The sequence below is a fragment of the Halosimplex litoreum genome (assembly GCF_016065055.1).
Classification (GTDB): Archaea; Halobacteriota; Halobacteria; order Halobacteriales; family Haloarculaceae; genus Halosimplex; species Halosimplex litoreum.
This window is the reverse complement of sequence record NZ_CP065856.1, coordinates 3,667,284-3,683,849: the sequence shown is the minus strand read 5'-3', so window position 1 is coordinate 3,683,849 and position 16,566 is coordinate 3,667,284. Positions and strand designations below refer to the sequence as shown.

Annotated in this window: 13 protein-coding genes and 2 tRNA genes; 8 read left to right on the top strand and 7 right to left on the bottom strand. The window is 69.5% G+C overall.

The annotated features are described in order from the left end of the window. Positions 1–32: 32 nt before the first annotated feature. The 6 genes from ligA to sod all read right to left on the bottom strand — a co-directional run bounded on the left by ligA (position 33) and on the right by sod (position 8,066). On the bottom strand, positions 33–1,724 hold the full coding sequence (gene ligA / locus I7X12_RS18280; RefSeq protein WP_198061448.1) for an ATP-dependent DNA ligase LigA: 1,692 nt from the start codon (positions 1,722–1,724) through the stop codon (positions 33–35). A 27-nt stretch (positions 1,725–1,751) separates the two neighbouring features. Continuing rightward, positions 1,752–4,343 carry a type II secretion system F family protein gene (locus I7X12_RS18275; protein ID WP_232342910.1) on the bottom strand — a complete coding sequence of 864 codons (2,592 nt, stop codon included), beginning with the start codon at positions 4,341–4,343 and terminating at the stop codon, positions 1,752–1,754. Then, positions 4,340–6,067: a type II/IV secretion system ATPase subunit gene (locus I7X12_RS18270; RefSeq protein WP_198061447.1), complete on the bottom strand. Its 1,728-nt coding sequence runs from the start codon at positions 6,065–6,067 to the stop codon at positions 4,340–4,342. Before I7X12_RS18270 ends, I7X12_RS18275 begins: the two co-directional genes overlap by 4 nt. Positions 6,068–6,166: 99 nt before the next feature. Continuing rightward, positions 6,167–6,451, bottom strand: coding sequence for a DUF357 domain-containing protein (locus I7X12_RS18265; protein WP_198061446.1), 285 nt, complete (start codon positions 6,449–6,451; stop codon positions 6,167–6,169). Between the two features lie 674 nt (positions 6,452–7,125). Next, positions 7,126–7,200 (bottom strand) — tRNA-Glu (locus tag I7X12_RS18260). Positions 7,201–7,463: 263 nt separating this feature from the next. Beyond that, the gene (gene sod, locus I7X12_RS18255) at positions 7,464–8,066 is read right to left on the bottom strand and encodes a superoxide dismutase (protein ID WP_198061445.1); all 603 of its coding nucleotides are present in this window, start codon (positions 8,064–8,066) and stop codon (positions 7,464–7,466) included. A gap of 175 nt (positions 8,067–8,241) precedes the next feature. Here sod and I7X12_RS18250 point away from each other — a divergent pair, with 175 nt between their 5' ends. Further along, entirely contained in the window at positions 8,242–9,270 is a 1,029-nt protein-coding gene (locus I7X12_RS18250; RefSeq protein ID WP_198061444.1) for a GDSL-type esterase/lipase family protein, read from the top strand. Positions 9,271–9,318: 48 nt separating this feature from the next. Here I7X12_RS18250 and I7X12_RS18245 read toward each other — a convergent pair whose 3' ends face one another. Next, on the bottom strand, positions 9,319–9,969 hold the full coding sequence (locus I7X12_RS18245; RefSeq protein ID WP_198061443.1) for a hypothetical protein: 651 nt from the start codon (positions 9,967–9,969) through the stop codon (positions 9,319–9,321). Between the two features lie 105 nt (positions 9,970–10,074). Here I7X12_RS18245 and cyaB point away from each other — a divergent pair, with 105 nt between their 5' ends. The 7 genes from cyaB to I7X12_RS18210 all read left to right on the top strand — a co-directional run bounded on the left by cyaB (position 10,075) and on the right by I7X12_RS18210 (position 16,552). After that, positions 10,075–10,686, top strand: a complete 612-nt coding sequence (cyaB, locus tag I7X12_RS18240) for a class IV adenylate cyclase (protein ID WP_198061442.1) — start codon at positions 10,075–10,077, stop codon at positions 10,684–10,686. A gap of 60 nt (positions 10,687–10,746) precedes the next feature. Further along, the gene (locus tag I7X12_RS18235) at positions 10,747–11,949 is read left to right on the top strand and encodes a methionine adenosyltransferase (RefSeq protein ID WP_198061441.1); all 1,203 of its coding nucleotides are present in this window, start codon (positions 10,747–10,749) and stop codon (positions 11,947–11,949) included. A gap of 108 nt (positions 11,950–12,057) precedes the next feature. Further along, positions 12,058–13,287: a tRNA sulfurtransferase gene (locus I7X12_RS18230; RefSeq protein WP_198061440.1), complete on the top strand. Its 1,230-nt coding sequence runs from the start codon at positions 12,058–12,060 to the stop codon at positions 13,285–13,287. A 24-nt stretch (positions 13,288–13,311) separates the two neighbouring features. Next, positions 13,312–13,887 (top strand): DUF5804 family protein, encoded by a 576-nt coding sequence (locus I7X12_RS18225; protein WP_198061439.1) that lies wholly within the window; start codon positions 13,312–13,314, stop codon positions 13,885–13,887. Positions 13,888–13,968: 81 nt separating this feature from the next. Further along, positions 13,969–15,546, top strand: a complete 1,578-nt coding sequence (locus tag I7X12_RS18220) for a hypothetical protein (RefSeq protein ID WP_198061438.1) — start codon at positions 13,969–13,971, stop codon at positions 15,544–15,546. A 93-nt stretch (positions 15,547–15,639) separates the two neighbouring features. Next, on the top strand, positions 15,640–16,398 hold the full coding sequence (locus I7X12_RS18215) for a glycosyltransferase family protein (RefSeq protein WP_198061437.1): 759 nt from the start codon (positions 15,640–15,642) through the stop codon (positions 16,396–16,398). Positions 16,399–16,468: 70 nt separating this feature from the next. After that, positions 16,469–16,552, top strand: a tRNA-Ser gene (locus I7X12_RS18210). The last annotated feature ends 14 nt before the right edge of the window (positions 16,553–16,566 follow it).

The window sequence follows — 16,566 nt, the reverse complement described above, 5'->3', positions numbered from 1 at the left end:
CCGGCTCTCGGGCGTCGCGAACCGGTGAGTCGCTACTGCCGGTCGGCCAGCCGTTCGACCCGCTCCAGCGAGTCGGCGTCTCCCGGGTCGATGTCGTCGCGCACGCCGAGAAACCGCGGGAACCGCAGCGCGTAGCCGGCTCCGTAGGTCGGTGACGCCTGGATCTCCTCGTAGCCCACCTCGAAGACGACCGTGGGATCGATCTCGACATCGGCGCCGTCTTCGGCCAGGACGTGGGGTTCGAGCAGGGCCGTCAGGGCTTCGAGTTCCTCGTCGGTGATCCCAGTCGCGACCTTGCCGAGCGCGGCGAAGCCGTCGTCGGTGGCAGCCGATATCTCGAAGGTCCCCAGCAGTTCGGCCCGCCGGCCTTCGCCCCACTCGGCGCCCGTCACGACCAGATCCAGCGTCTCCACGTCGGGTTTGCGCTTGAGCCACTGCTTGCCGCGCCGGCCGGGGGTGTAGGCCGACTCGGGGTTTTTCAGCATGATCCCCTCGTGGTCCGCATCGAGGGCGTCGGCCTCGATTGCGGCGATCTCGTCGGAGTCTCCGGAGACGGTCAGTTCCGACAGCGCCCTGGCGCCGGCATCGCCGAGCGCGTCGGCCAGGCGGTCGTGGCGCCGGGTGAGCGGCTCGTCCAGCATGTCGTCGCCGGCGGCGTGCAGGCAGTCGAACGCGCGGAACTCGACGGTGACGTCCTCGCGGGCCTTCGCGACGTCGTGTTTCCGGCGGAATCGCCGGAGAACTTCCTGGAACGGGAGCGGCGAGCCGTCGTCGGCGACGGCCACGACCTCGCCGTCCAGAATCGCGGGCGCGTCGAGGGTGTCTTCGACGAACTCGACGACCTCCGGGAGCGGGTCGGTCACGTCCTCCATGTTCCGCGAGAAGAGGGTCGTCTCCTCGCCGTCGTAGTGAACCTGTACTCTGGCCCCGTCGAACTTGGTCTCGACGGCGACCCGCTCCCAGTCGTCGAGCGCGTCGGTCACGGTGCCGGCCTGGGCCAGCATCGCGCCGACCGGCCGCCCCACGTCGAGCCCGAGCGATTCGAGCCCGCCGAGGCCCTCGTCGCGGGCGACCACCGCGACTTCGCCGTGGTCGTTTGTCACCTGCAGCGCTCGCTCGACCGCGTCGACCGGCACGTCGAACGCGTCGGCGATCGCGTCTCGAACGGCGCCGTCGCCGACGCCGATCCGCATCTCGGAGAGGACGAGCCGAGCGAGATAGCGCGCCTCGTCGTCGCCCGTCCGGTTGAACAGCCCGAACAGGATGTCCCGCTTGGTGTCGCGGCTACCCGACCCGTCGGTCGCGGCGAGAGCGCGCAACTCGGCGTCCACCTCGGCGACGGTCAGTCCACCGGTCCCGCCCTCACCGGCCTCAGCGCCTGCCCCGCCACCCCCACCGAACGCGGCCAGCCCCCGCTGGCCGCCGAAGTCGCAGCTCGCTGCTACCTCGCCCACGTCGCCGACGTCGGCGACGCGCTCCTCAACGTCGTCGGCGGTGACGTTCCGGCCGGCCGCCTTCGCGATCGCCTCGTAACAGAGCGCCGGCCCGATGTCGAGTTTCGTCGAGTCGTGGGCCGGGAACACGCGGCCCTGGACGTAGCGGGCGACGACGGGCAGGTCCTGGCTCGACACCCTCAGCAGGTCGGTCACCGATTCGACGACGTCGGTGTCGGCGCTCTCGGCTTCGATCGCCCGGGCGCGCTCGGCGAAGGCGGCCAGCTCCATCGCCTCGTCGGTAGGTCCCCGGGCGGTCTAAAAGCTGCCGACCCCGGGCGGGGTCGGCCACCCGACGGACGCCGGTCGCCCCACCGCACGCTGGAGCGACTGGCTCCCGCCCCGGTCGGACCGCTGGACCTGCGCCACGTCGTAGATCCGCGTCCGTTCGGTCGGGTAAGTGCGGTCGACAGAGCCGCCGGTGTAGCCGAAGCGCTCGTCGCCGTCGGTGTCGAGGTGTGGCACCGCGTACAGCTCCATCTCCTCGCTGTAGGTGGATTCGAGACGTATGCGCAGCTCCTCTCGTTCGCCCGCGGCGAGGTACTCGCTGTGGCCGACGACCTCGCCGTCGGCGGTGCGGGCGCGGACGGTGACGTAGCCGCCTTCCGAGAGCGAGACGGAGTCGACGGTGACTGTCTCGCCGGTCATCGTCTGGTCGTCGAAGGTGACCTGCGCGACCGGCGATGACAGGAGCAGGAAGGCGCCGTAGGCGACGGCGAGCATGATCGCCGCGTGTTTGGCCCCGTGTTTGAGCGACCCCTCGCCCAGCTGGCCGGCGATGAAGCCCGAGAGGACCGCCTGGACGATGGCCGTGTGGAAGAAGACGAGGGTGTAAGCGGCCTTGTTCACCTGGCCGAAGCGGGCGAACGACTCGACGTTGACCGCCAGCCGGTTGCTGTTCTCGGGCGTCGGCACGTTGTTCGGGAGGCTCGGCACGAGCACCTCCTGGACGGCGACGATGATGACGAGGAACACGGCGAAGGAGATGTAGATGACGACGAGATAGGTGAACATCTGCTGGCGGCGCTTGCGTCGGAGTTTGAGTTCGGCGCTGGCCTGCTCGCCGGCGATCCGCAGGACCGGCGCGAGCTCGCCGCTCGCACGGAGGGCGTTCGTGAGCAGCGTGACGACGCGGGTGGTCGCGGTCGTGCGAACGCGGAGGCCGAACCGGCGCAGGGCGTCGTCGACGTTCGCTCCGTACGTCAGGTCCCGGCAGATCCGATCGACCTCGACCGAGAGGACGCCCAGGTCGCTCTCGCGGACGCGCTCGAACCCCTCGACGACGGACATCCCCGCGTCGTTGAGACTCGCGAGCCGTTCGAGTAGCTCCGGCAGCGCCGCCTCCATCCGGCGGATCCGGCGGGTGTATATCTCCCAGACGACCGCGAACGTGCCGACCACCAGTAGCGTCGCTTGAACCAGTACGTCGTCGAGGGCGCGGGCCTGGACGCCGTTGGCCGTGATCGCCGCCGGCGCTCGGAGGGCGATCGACAGCAGCGCCAGCGGGACGGTGACGTAGAGGACCGCCGTCGGGCGCCGCATGAGCCCGCGAAACGGCCGGTCGATCAGCGCCCGGACGCGGCGCAGGGAGTCGTACACCGCCAGCTGCTCGCGGAGGGGCGCCGAGGCCGTGTAGCCGCCGTCGGCCACAGGGGCGTCGGCGCGCTCGCCAGCGGTCGCCCCGTCGACGCCCTCACCCGTCGACGCCCCGTCGGTCGATTCGCCCTCGGCCGGTTCCGGGTCCGAACCGGGGCGGCCCGAGCGTCCGCGCATCGACTCGGCCAGCGCCCCCGTCTCGCTGCCGCTCGCGACGCCGAGCAGGTCGAGCTTGCCAGCCAGGTAGACCATGAACAGGACGTTCGCCAGCGGGATCATCAGGTAGGCGAGCAGCCGCAGGAAGTTGATCGTCTGGGTGGTCGTCAGCCCGAAGACGAGCAGGATCGTCATCAGGAAGAGGGTCCCGGCGACGAGAACGGTGACGTAGGCCTCGGCGATGGTCGACAGCAGTTCGAGGATGTCCTCCTGGCGGTCGACGGCCTCCTCCTGGTAGCGCTCGTACTGGTCGCGCAGGAACTCGGGGAGGTTCTGTCCGCTCTGGAGGACGCTCGCGAGGTTCTCGCCGAAGGTCTTGAACTGCTCGCTGGGCGTGCGTTTGGAGACGTTGCGGACGGCGGTGATGATGTCGCGGCCGAACAGATCCATCTCGCGGACGGCCACGGAGATCTCGTCGGCGCCGTGGCCGTACACGTCGCGGTTCTCGGCGAGGGTGCGCATCACGCCCGGGGTGGACATGCCGCCCCGGGAGAGGGCGTAGACGAACGCGACCGTCCGGGGTAGCCCCTCGTTGATTCCCCGCCGCCGGACCTCGGCGTGGCTCCGGGGGCTCTCCCAGCGGTACCAGTAGGTGAATCCGGCGACGACGAGCCCCGAGACCGCTCCGCCGGCGGTCAACACGGCGAACACCTGATTCGGCGTCAGTTCCGGTTCCAGCTCCGGCCGGCCGAGCGCGTTCGCCATCGCGTCGGGCAGCGCCTGGACGAACTCGCCGACCGCCGGGAGCACGAGCAGGATACCGCCGAAGACGTAGACGCCGACGATGGCGCCGGCCAGCGCGGCGACGACCGTCACGAGGTACGTCTCGGCGGCGTAGGCGCGGTAGGTCTTGTCGACGTACGCCTCCTTGAGCCGGGTTCGGCGGTCGGGGGCCGCCTCGGGGACGTACCGGCCGAAGTAGCGCCGGGCCGTCCGCGTGAACCAGGTGTCGAGACTGGAGTAGACCGACGACAACGGGATGAGCGCGACCAGCGCCAGTGCGAGGGCCAACGGGGCGAGCCCGAGTACCGAACTCATTGCTGGTCGCCGACCGCCGGGTCGGACCCGTCGTCGACCGACGGTTCGGACCCGTCGTCGACCGCCGGGTCGGTGTCGTCGGCGATCGCCGGATCGGTCCCCTCGTCGACGGTCACGTCGGCCTCGTCGATCATGGCGACGACCTCGTCGGGGTCGGCGTAGTACTTGTTGACCATGGCCGTGAACCGTCGGAAGTCCGTGATGTCGTTGTCCTGCAGGTAGGTGAGAAAGCGCCGACGGTTGCGCAGTTCGCGGAGCAACTCGGCGCGGGTCCAGCCCTGTTCCTCGCGGATCTCGTCGAGGAGTTCGCTGTTGTTGCGGGTGAAGGAGTCGCCGGTGCCGTCCCAGTTGTAGGTGTTCGAGTAGTCGAGTTCGCCGGTCCGCTGGTCGATGCCCTCGATCTCGGCGATGGTCCGGGCGCGCCGGACCCGCTCGCCACCGGATCGGGTCAGGACCTGGACGCTCAACACGTCGAGGCTCTGGACCATCGGCCGCGGGACGTTGATCGGCTCGTTCTCCAGACGGTTGATGACCGTCTGCACCGAGTCGGCGTGCAGCGTCGAGAAGGTGGTGTGGCCGGTGTTCATCGCCTGGAACAGGGTGATCGCCTCCTCGCCGCGGACCTCGCCGACGACGATGTACTCCGGGCGGTGCCGAAGCGACGAGCGCAGCAGGTCGTACATCGTGATGTCGCCGTCGCCCATCCGCTCGCGGGTGACCGACGAGAGCCAGTTCTCGTGATACAGCGACAGTTCACGGGTGTCCTCGATGGTGATCACCTTCGACCGGGGCGGGATGAACATCGAGACGGCGTTCATGGAGGTGGTCTTGCCCGCGGCGGTCCCACCGGCGAAGATGAGGCTCTTGTTGTTCTCGATGCAGAGCCAGAGGAAGGCCAGCATCCGGTCGTCGTAGGTGCCGTAGTTCATCAGGTCGACCGGCGTGAACGGCTCCTCGGCGTACTTCCGGATGGTGAAGGCCGACCCGCGCGGCGTGACCTCCTCGCCGAGCGCGAGTTCGATACGGGAGCCGTCGGGCAGCGTCGTCGAGACGACGGGGTCGGAGACGCTGACGTGACGGCCCGAGCGCTGGGCGAGCTGGATGACGTAGTCGTCGAGTTCGTCGCGCTCGAAGACGACCGTCGACTCCACGTCGGTGTAGTCCTCGTGGTAGACGAACACGGGCAGACCGGCGCCGTCGCACGAGATATCCTCGACGCGCGGGTCGTGCATGACGGGGTCGAGCTTCCCGTAGCCCAGGAACGAGCGATGGAGGTAGTAGAACAGGCGATAGAACGTCTCGGTCGCGACGTCGACGCCGTACTCTTCGAGGCGCTGGCGGAGTTCCTCGCGCAGGGCGTCGGCCGGGTCTTCGCTCACGTCGTCGCGGTACAGCAGGGGGTCGCGGATGTCGTCGAACACTCGGTGCAGCAGGTCCCGTTCGGTCTCGTCCAGCGTCGGCTCGACGACGCGATAGCGGTGTTCGTTCTCCTCGTCGTCGTAGGCGATCGAGACGTAGGCGAAGGGGGCGTTGAGCCAGTAGCGGTCGATCTCGCGACCGCCCGCCGGCGGGTCGTCGGCGACCAGCCGGCCGTGGCGAGCGGGGTCGTAGTTGGGGACGTGGATCCGCGAGCCCGTCAGCGCCCCCGCCGCTCGCGAGAGCCACTGCTGGAAGGCCGCGAGCCGTCCGTCCGCGCTCGGTCCGTTCGTCGCTTCGCGTGACATGAGAAGCCCCCGGAAGGTCGTTACTCGACGTACCCCGGCGAGTCACTTAAACTCGAACCTCCAGAAATCACGGATGAAATTCGAGAGCGAACGGTCTATTCAAACTGTAAACAGATGCCCCTCCTCGGGCACGTCGAACAGGCCGATGCGGGCGCCGGCGTCGAGCCAGGCGTGGCCGTAGGAGAAGGAGGCCAGCGCGTTGACGAGGTCGTCGCTCTCGCGGAAGTGGCGACCGTCTTCGAGGTACGAGCGGGCCATCTCCTCGCACTCGGCGGCGGCGTCGGCCATCGGCGTCCTCTCCGGCGGGGCGACTTCGGCGGCGTCGAGCGCTTCGGCGAGCAGTCCTTCGTATCGGTCGGTCTTCTCTTCGAGGTCGGCGGGCATACTCGGGATCCAGTGTCGGCGCGGGCCTAAGCGTTCGGACGTGACTCTCGGTGTTCGGTACAACGTGCGAGTGTATCAGTTGTTTCTGTTCGACCAGTCGTGAAACGAAGTCGATCGGATGCGACCGCGCTCGACGGCAAGCGACGAAAGCCCTCGCCGCGCTCGCTTTGAAACGGATCGACCTCACGCGACAGCAAGCGACGAAAGCCCTCGCCGCGCTCGCGGTCGCTGACCGGGATATCCGCGCTCTCCGCACCACCCGCGCGGATAGTGCCCGCTCAGGCGACTCAGGGCGCGAGCGCGCCTCGCCCTTTCAATCCGCCAGGGGCCCCAACCGCTCCGCACAGCACCGTAGACAGCCACACACCTCCCCAGCCGATTGCGCTCCGCGCGCCTGCGGCGTGCGGTGCTCATCCCTCGCGCGGCTGTTTCGAGCGGTCCGCCAAGAGGCGGACACGCCCGACAGCACGCGCCACCGCAACCGCCGACCGCTCACTCCATCACCTGTACAGCCAAACCGAACGCCGCAGGCGCGCGGTTTACCGGTCGCGAGCCTCGCGAGCGGAGGCTCGGTAGAGCGTGCTCTCCCGGTGTCTTCACCCCCGTTTTCGACGGGTGGATTCCCGGAGCGAGCCGGAGGCTCGCGAGGAAGTTCGCCCGCGATAAGGTGGTAGTGCTCCGTCTGGGATTTGAACCCAGGTCATCGGCTCGAAAGGCCGAAATGATTGGCCGGACTACACCAACGGAGCCCACGACGCGTCCACGTCGTACTCGGGAAGTTGGACTCGGGGTATAAAAACTCGTCTCTCTCGAACGCGTGTGTGGACTGGTCCCGCACGCCGGGCGCCGTCACCGGTTCGTCGGCTGTCGCGTCGCCCGGTCGCGGTCGAAAACGGACGGCCGTGGATCGATGCCCACCGATCCGGCCGAGGTCGGGAACGGTTCGCGGAGTCGCGTTCGATTCGTGGATTGACGGTCGATTCGCTGAGCGACCGTCGGCGCGGCTACGGTCTCACTCGAAGCGCTCGACGGCTTCGGCGTAGCGGGCCGCGGGCTCGTCCCAGTCGACGACCTCGAAGAAGTTGTCGACGAAGTCGCCGCGGGCGGGGCCGTAGTCGTAGTAGTAGGAGTGCTCCCAGACGTCCAGCGCGAGGATCGGGTGGCCGCCCCAGACCGCGCCCTGGTCGTGCTCGTCGACGACGACGTTGCGCAGGCGCTCGCTGAAGCTGTCGTAGACGAGCAGCGCCCAGCCCGAGGCGTCCGAGGCGGCGGCCTCGAACTCGGCCTTCCACGCCTCGTAGGAGCCGAAGTCAGCCTCGATGCGCTCTCGCAGCTCGCCCTCCGGCTCGGCTCCGCCCTCGGGGCTCATGTTCTGCCAGAACAGCGAGTGCAGGATGTGGCCCGAGGAGTTGTGTGTGACCGAGCGGATGGCCGACGCCGAGCCGGCGGTGTCGCCGTCCTCGCGGTTCTGCGCGAGGGTGTCCTCGGCGGCGTTCCAGCCGTCGACGTAGCCCTGATGGTGGGTGTCGTGGTGCCAGGTGAGCACCTGTTCGCTGACGTGCGGTTCCAGCGCGTCGTAGTCGTACGGCAGCGGGTCGAGTTCGTAGTTCGACATGCGATCGACGGTGAGGACTGTACCGACTTGAGGCTAATCTGAACTCGATTTCCGTTGGATCGTGGACAGTTCTCTGGGTCGGGAAACGCCGGCGGTCGTCGGGGGCGACTCCCGGCACGGCGCGCCGCGACCGGAACGGTTTCGTCGCCGGTGCCGACAGGTGGTGTATCCACAGATGTCTCCGGGAGCCGACCACCCGTCGGTAGCGTTGCACGACGTGGCCGACCTGGCCGACCCCGACTGGACCGACGCGGGCGAGGAACTCAGGCGCGTCCCGAGGGACGTCGCGGCGACCGTCAACGTGGCCGCCCGCGAGCGGATCCGCCACCCAGCCGGGTGCGAGATACGCTTCGTTCCTCGGGGGACGGAGACCGTTCGATTGACGCTCTCGGCGGCCGCGGAGTCGGTCGCCCGCCCGTTCTGGGGGAGTTTCCAGGGCGAGGAGGTACTGGAACTCGGTCCCGAACCGACGACGTTCGAGCTGTCGGTGCCCGAACCGCTGACCGACCTGAGCCCCGACGCCGCCGTCGAGGCCGCGAGCGCGTTCGACCCGTGGGTCTGTCGGGTCCGGTTCGAACCGTGGGCGCCGGTCGCGCTCCACGACGTGACCGGCGAGTGCCGACCGCCCGACCCCGCCGAGACGCCCGACCGCCGGTATCTCGCCTACGGCACTTCGATCACCGAAGGTGCCGCCGCGTCGGCGACCCACCTCAACTACGTCTCGCGGGTGGCCCGTGGTCTCGATCTGGACGCGATAAACCTCGGGATGTCGGGCGCGGCCTACTGCGAGCCGGCGGTCGCCGACTACATCGCCGGCCGCGACGACTGGGACGTGGCGACGCTCGCGCTGTCGGTCAACATGGCGAACCGAGGGTTCACCGTCGAACAGTTCCGCGAGCGGGCGGCGTATCTCGTCGAGACGGTGGCCGCGGCGGACCCGGACCGCCCGGTCGTCTGCGCGACGCTGTTCCCCTACCACGCCGACCTCCGCGAGAGCGGGGACCGCGAGCGAGCGCGGGCCTACCGCGAGGCGCTCGAATCCGTCGTCGAAGGGTGTGACTCGGGGAACGTCTCCGTCGTCGACGGGCGCGGACTGTCCGCCACGGACGGGCTGACGACCGACCTGCTCCACCCCGGCGACGCCGGCATGGAGTCCATCGCCGACGGACTCGCGGCGCGGGTCGGCGACGCGCTCGACGGCTGATCCCGATTCGCGGCCGGTTCGGGACTCCGCTCGGATCGACGTGGGAACTCAACAGGAATCGATCGCCCCGGTCTCGATGGGGTCCCGAGACAGAACGGGTGACCGCCGGAGCAGTCGTCTTGGGTCCCCACTCGTCCCGGGAAGGGCCGTCTGACTCATCCGTGGGGGATGTTCCGGGGTCAGCCTCTCCTGTGTCGTCCCGGTGCTGGCCGCGATCGCGAGCGTTCGATACTGGAGCGCGACGCTCCACTCGGCCTCGCAGGCCAGGCGTTCGGCGTTGAACTCCGCGATCACCGGGCGGGAGAACTCCATGACGACCACGCGGAACTCCGTCCCGTCGGGACCGCGGTAGTCGCCGCGTACGTGGTCTTCCGCCGTCAACGGCACGGGAACGACATCTCCGGTGTCGAGAAGCCGCCAGCCGTCTCCTGCCTCCGGAAGCACTTCTCGGACACTCGGTACCGGTGTCCGCGGTGCAGTTTCGGTGTGAGTGTCGGTGTCGGTGTCAGTCCTCGACGGCGAGTGATCCGAGGCAGTGGGCTCGTCCGAACCCGGGCTCGCCGACCGCTCCGGGTCGCTCCCCTCGAACGAGCATCCGGATAGCCCACCGAGAGCCGCGAGACCGGCAAGGACGGACCGCCGTCGGTACCGACTCATGTAATTTCGTCGACCGGACGTGGTGTATAGGTCTTGTGTCACGGTCTCTCCGCCGTGCGTGTCGCGTCCGTTGGCGGGATCGAACACCGGAGTCGGAGTCACAGAGAGAGCGGCGCGCTTTTGCCGCCGAGACGAGTCCGCTCGCCCATGTACGAAGTCGAGGTCAAGGTCCGCGCGGACCACGAGACCGTCGAGTCGGCGCTCGACGCGGCTGGCGCCGAGTTCGTCGATAGCGTCGTCCAGGAAGACACCTACTACGACGCGCCCCACCGGAACTTCGCGGAGACCGACGAGGCGCTTCGGATCCGCCGCGAGCGCGAACCGGAGGCGGGCGAGGCCAGTGCCGACGAGGCGTTCGAGACGGCGAAGATCACCTACAAGGGACCGCTGCTGGAGGCCGAGTCGAAGTCCCGCGAGGAACACGAGACGACCGTCGCCGACGACGGGGCGGCGAAAGGGATCTTCGACGGGCTGGGCTTCGAACCGGCCGCGACGGTCCGCAAGGAGCGGGCACACTACCGTCTCGACGGCTACACCGTCACGCTCGACCGCGTCGACGGCCTCGGCGAGTTCGTCGAGGTCGAGACCGAGACGGAAGACGACGATATCCAGGCTGCACGAGAGGGCGCCCGTGCCGTCCTCGACGACCTCGGACTCGACCCCACCGAGCAGATCCGCACCTCCTATCTCGGGCTGTTGCTCGACGGAGACGGCGACGACGACGGCGGCGCCGACGGTCACGGTAATGCAGGAGAGTAATTAGATCGGCCGTTCCGGTTTCCGCAAGTTATACGAACGGGGGTATCCAACGCGGAGACAATGACGGACAGAAATATTAGCGTCCAGCCGGCGGCCGGGCGGGCCGTCGAGGACCAGGAAGTCGAGATCGTCGAGCGGAAGGGGCTCGGCCATCCCGACTCGATCTGCGACGGCATCGCCGAGAGCGTCTCCCAGGCGCTGGCCCAGACCTACCTCGACCGCGTCGGGAAGGTGCTCCACTACAACACCGACGAGACGCAACTGGTCGCGGGCAACGCCGCGCCCGCGTTCGGCGGCGGCGAGGTACAGGAACCCATCTATCTGCTCATCGTCGGCCGCGCGACCAAGGAGTACGAGGGGACCAAGATCCCCGCCGAGACCATCGCGCTGGAGGCCGCCCGCGACTACCTCCAGGCGAACTTCCCGCATCTCGACGTGGGCACGGACGTGATCGTCGACGTGCGCCTCGGCGAGGGCAGCGGTGACTTGCAAGAGGTGTTCGGCGAGGAGGGCACGGTTCCGATGGCCAACGACACGAGCTACGGCGTCGGCCACGCCCCGCTCTCGGAGACCGAGGAGATCGTCCTGAACGTCGAGCGCCGGCTCAACGGCGAGTACAGCGACGACAACCCCGCCGTCGGCCAGGACGTCAAGGTGATGGGCAAGCGCGAGGGCGACCACATCGACGTGACCGTCGCCGCGGCCGCCGTCGACGCCCACGTCGACGGCCTCGAGGAGTACCGCGAGACGGTCGCGGGCGTCCGCGAGTTCGTCGGCGAGGTCGCCGGCGAGTACACCGACCGCGAGGTGACGGTCCACGTCAACACCGCCGACGACTACGACGACGGCGCCATCTATCTCACCACGACCGGCACCTCAGCCGAACAGGGCGACGACGGGTCGGTCGGCCGGGGCAACCGCGCCAACGGCCTCATCACGCCCAACCGCCCGATGAGCATGGAGGCCACCAGCGGGAAGAACCCCGTCAACCACATCGGAAAGATATACAACCTGCTCTCGACTGAGATCGCCCGGTCGGTCGTCGCCGAGGTCGACGGCATCCGCCAGCTCCAGATCCGCCTGCTCAGCCAGATCGGGAGCCCCATCGACGAGCCTCACGTCGCCGACGCGACACTCGTCACCGAGGACGGCGTCTCCGTCGCCGACATCGAGGACGAGGTCGCGGCCGCCATCGACGAGGAACTCGCGAACGTGACTTCGATTACCCGTCGCGTCATCGACGGCGAACTCTCGACGTTCTGAGCGGACGCTCCAGCGGCTCGCTTTCCCTCGTTGCCCGCGCTCGCTACGTCGTCACGGGGCGGCCGCCGTACGAAGCCTGTTTATACCAGGGGTCGTCAACGGGTAGCCATGCATCCGCCGGGCGCCGACGTGGTCGTGGTCCGCCACGGCGAGATCGGGACCAAGAGCGAGCACGTCGGCACGAAGATGGAACGTCGGCTCCGCGAGAACCTCGACGCGGTCCTCGCAGACCGGGGCGTCGACGCCGAGATCGAACAGCGACGCTTCCGCCTGTGGCTCCACACCGACGACCCCGAGGGCGCCACCGCCGCGGCCGCAGACACCTTCGGCGTCGTCTCGGCCAGTCCGGCCGTCCGCGTCGACCCGACCATCGAATCCATCCGCGAGGCCCTCGCCGAGGCCGCCCGCCAGGGCTACGACGGCGGAGCCTTCGCCGTCTCGGCCCGCCGCGCGGGCGTGGAGTCCGCCCATCCGTTCTCGAGCACCGACATCGAGCGAGAGGGCGGCAGCGCCGTCTGGAACGCTGCCGAGGCGGCGGGGGTCGACCCCGAGGTCGACCTCGACGACCCCGACACCGAACTGTTCGTCGACTGTCGCGAGGACGACGCCCTGGTCTTTCTGGAGAAGCGAGCGGGGCCGGGCGGGCTCCCGCTGGGCACGCAGGACCCCGTCGTCGCGCTGCTGAGCGGCGGGATCGACTCCCCCGTCGCGGCGTGGGAGCTGATGAAACGCGGTGCGCCCGTGATCCCGCTGTACGTCGACCTGGGCGATTACGGCGGCGTCGACCACCGGGCGCGCGCGGTCTCGACGACCGAGACGCTCGCTCGATACGCCCCGACCCGGGACGTTCGCCTCCGCATCGCACCGGCGGGCGACGCCGTCGCCGATATCGCCGAGGCGGTCGACGTGGGGCGGATGCTCGTCCTTCGCCGGTTCATGTTCCGTGTCGCGGCGGCCGTCGCCGAAGAACGGGGCGCGGTCGGTATCGTCGCCGGCGAGTCCGTCGGCCAGAAGTCGAGTCAGACGACGGCCAACCTCGCGGTCACGAGCGCCGCGGTCGACCTGCCGGTCCACCGACCGCTGTTGACCGTCGACAAGACCGAGATAACGGCGCGAGCCGACGAGATCGGCACGTTCCACGAGTCGACGATCCCGGCCGGCTGCGACCGCCTCGCGCCGGACTACCCCGAGACCCGGGGTCGACTGGGCGCCATCCGGGAGCGAGAGCCCGCGGGTCTGAGCGAGCGGGCGCGGGCGGTCGCGGACCGCCTGGAAGTCGTCGAGGGCGCACGGGACGGAGTCGGGGACCGAGACCCCGCGGAAGGCGAAACCGCTTAGGGGCGCCCGCGTCTCCAGGTCACCATGACGCGGGTGTGCCTGGTCGGCGCCGACGACGTGAACCTCCGCTACGAGTTGCTCTCCCGCGAGACGGCTCGCGACGCCCTGGCCACCTACGACCTGCGGGAACCGTTCGAGAACACGGTCGGCCTGGCGACCGTGAGTCTCGGCGCCGCGGTCGCGCTACTGAACGATCTGAACTGGTATCTCGTCCGGTTCGTCGACGAGGCGATGGTGCTCGAACCGAGCGTCAGCGAGACCGAGTGGCTCTCCCGGGACCTCGCCACCGCGGTCCGCGACGACACCGTCGAACCCGACGAGATCGACCGGTTCTGCAAGATCTACGGTCTCGAACCAGCGAATGTCGACGACTCCGACGGTGGTAAGCCCGACGGTGACGACTTCGACGGCGATGGGCCCGACGGAACCGAACGCGGCGGTGTAGCGGAGGGTGACGACCGCACCGACTCCACCGGACCGGGACGCCTCGTCGAACCGATGTACGTCACGCGGACGGGCGGATCCGTCCCCGACTACGACCTCCGGGACGTCGAGGAGACGGTCGTCGAACGCGTGACGAAGTCGGAGTTCGAGGGCTGAAACGGGCGCGCTCGGCCACCGGCGAACGACCGGACCGTGCCGCCAGCAGATTTATGCGACAGCCTGTCACACACCGCTAGTGTGTCACGCACCCGATCGGTCGCCGTCGTCGCGCTCGTGCTCGCGGTCGCGAGCGTCCTCTCGGGACCGGTCGGTGGCGTTCGAGCGACTACCGATCTCGGGGGCGAAGCGGGCTGGGCGGGCGGATCGGGGATCGCGGCTCCGGCGGCGAACAACGGGACCGGGTCGGCGGTCGTCCAGACCGTGACCTATCGGCAGGTACCGAACGCGTCGGGGACGATCCTGGCGACACAGCGCTACAGTGTCGGTAAGAACGTCTCGGCGCTAGTCGTCTACAACTACACCCGTGGGCGGGTGGTCGAAGCGACCGGATTCGCGGCCCGGGCGAACGGGCGGTGGACCTGGGACGGGAACACGACCGAGCCGTCGGTGACGCTCCGGGTCGCGGTCAATCGGTCGAGTCGGCGATTCGGCGGCCTCCGCTGGGTCGACACCGGCGACTGGGCGCTCGCGAACCCGCGGACAGACTTCGCCTACCGCGACGCAGTCCTCGACCGCTGGGTCTACTCCTGGCAGGCGAACGCCCGGATCGACCGGCGGACGCGCGTCGGACCCGACCAGCGCGGGTTCGCCGGGCCGTCGATCGTCTACCTCGGCGGGTTCGAGGCGTCGACGACCAACGCGACCGCCCAGCGGATCAGGCTCGTCCGCCCGACGGCCGCCGAGCTAGCGGACGACCCAGAGCGCGTCCTTCGCGTGCTGTCGGTCGCTTCGGACCAGCTCCGCGTCGGCGCCCGCGACTCGGTGGTCACCGCCTTCGCGGGGCCGCGGCCGCTGCGCCACGGCGGGGCCGCCGCGCTCGGGGACGGCGATCATCAGGACTTCTGGGTGTCGGCCGGCTCCGACGCGGGCACGCCGCCCAACACCTGGATCCACGAGTACGTTCACACTCGCCAGTCGTTCGTCCTCGGCGGCGAGATGGCCTGGTTCCGAGAGGCGAGCGCGAGCTACTACGCCGCCGTCGTCTCGGTGCGAGTCCCACCGAATCGCCCCAGTGAGTTCGAACGGCTTCGAGCGACGCTCGGGAACGAACGCGGCGCGAACGCGACGCTCACCGACCGCTCGTCGTGGTCGAACACGTACGTCCCGTACGCGAAAGGCGGGCGCGTCCTCGCCGCGCTCGACGGTCGGATCCGGAACGCGACCGACGGCAATCGGACCCTCCAGCGCGTGTTCCGCCGGCTGAACGAGCACGACGGGCTGATAACCTACGACGTCTTCGCGTCGGTCCTCGCGAACGTCAGCGGCGAGTCCCACCGCGAGTGGCTCGACGACCACGTCCGCGGCGGCGCACCGGTCTCGCCACCGCGGTCGCCCTACGCCTACACCGCCCCCGGCGGCGATTTCGACGCCGACGGCGACGGGTTGACCGCCGCCGCCGAACGCGCGAACGGCACCCACCCATTCACCGCGGACACCGACGCCGACGGCGTCGACGACGGCACGGAACTGCGCTACGGGACCGACCCGACCGATCCCTACTCGACCCCGGTCGTCGAGGACGACACCGAGAACGGCACGGTCGTGAACGCGACTACCCCGGCATCGGGCGACGACGGCGGTCGGGCGGCGTCGTAGCGCCGCGTCGGTGGGAGTTCGCACCGGGTTCTCTGGGGGACGGTGACAGGTCGGAACGGCGCTTTCAAGGTGCAGTCGGCCCGCTCTACGAGTATGACCACAGTCGCCCTCTTCGTCCGGCCGGCCGAGCCCGGGACCGTCCTCGAACATCTCGTCGACGCCGATGCAGTGACCGCCGAGGAGGCGGCCGACCTCTACGCGGCGATGGCCCGAGACGTGGCCGTCGCCGTCCGCGCCAGCGGGGCCGAACTGCTCGTCAACTACCTCCCAGTGAACGCCGACGACCCGACCGAACCCGCGACGGACGAGGCGGCGCGCGACGCCGTACGCTCGCTGCTCGCGCCCGCGCTCGACGACCCCGACGCGCCCCGCTACGAGGTGCAGGTCGGTTCGTCGCTGTCGGCCCGCGTCGGCAACACGATCACTCACCTGCTCGACCGCGAAGGCGTCCAGAGCGCCGCCGTCGCGCGGCCCGCGGCCGCGATGCTCCAGCGCCGCATCGTCGACAGCGCCGCGATGAAGCTCCGCGGCGCCGAGGTCGTCCTCGGCCCTGCGACCGACGGCCGGGTCTCCTACGCCGCGTTCACCGAACCGATCGATTTCGAGAACGCCTTCGCCCAGCCGGCCGTCGAGACGCTGACCGACCGCGGCCGCGACGCCGGCCTCGACGTGGACTTCCTGGAGCTGCTCCCCGTCGCCGAGACACCGGGCGGGTTCGCGACGCTGGTGTCGCAGATCCGGGCGCGCCGCCGCGCCGACCTGTGGGTGCCGTCCCGCACCGCAGCGGTCGTCGAGGACCTCGGCCTGATCGCGTCGGTCGACGACGGCGGCCTGGCCGTGGGTCGGGACTGAGCGGCGACGCGGGGCGTCCCGCGGAACCGACCGACAACCCTTAGGTCCGAGGGGCGAAACTCCGGAGTGCGGTGGGATAGCGAAGTGGCCTAACGCGACTGCCTTGAGAGCAGTTGTCCTCACGGACTCCGGGGTTCGAATCCCCGTCCCACCGTTTTCTGGCGACCG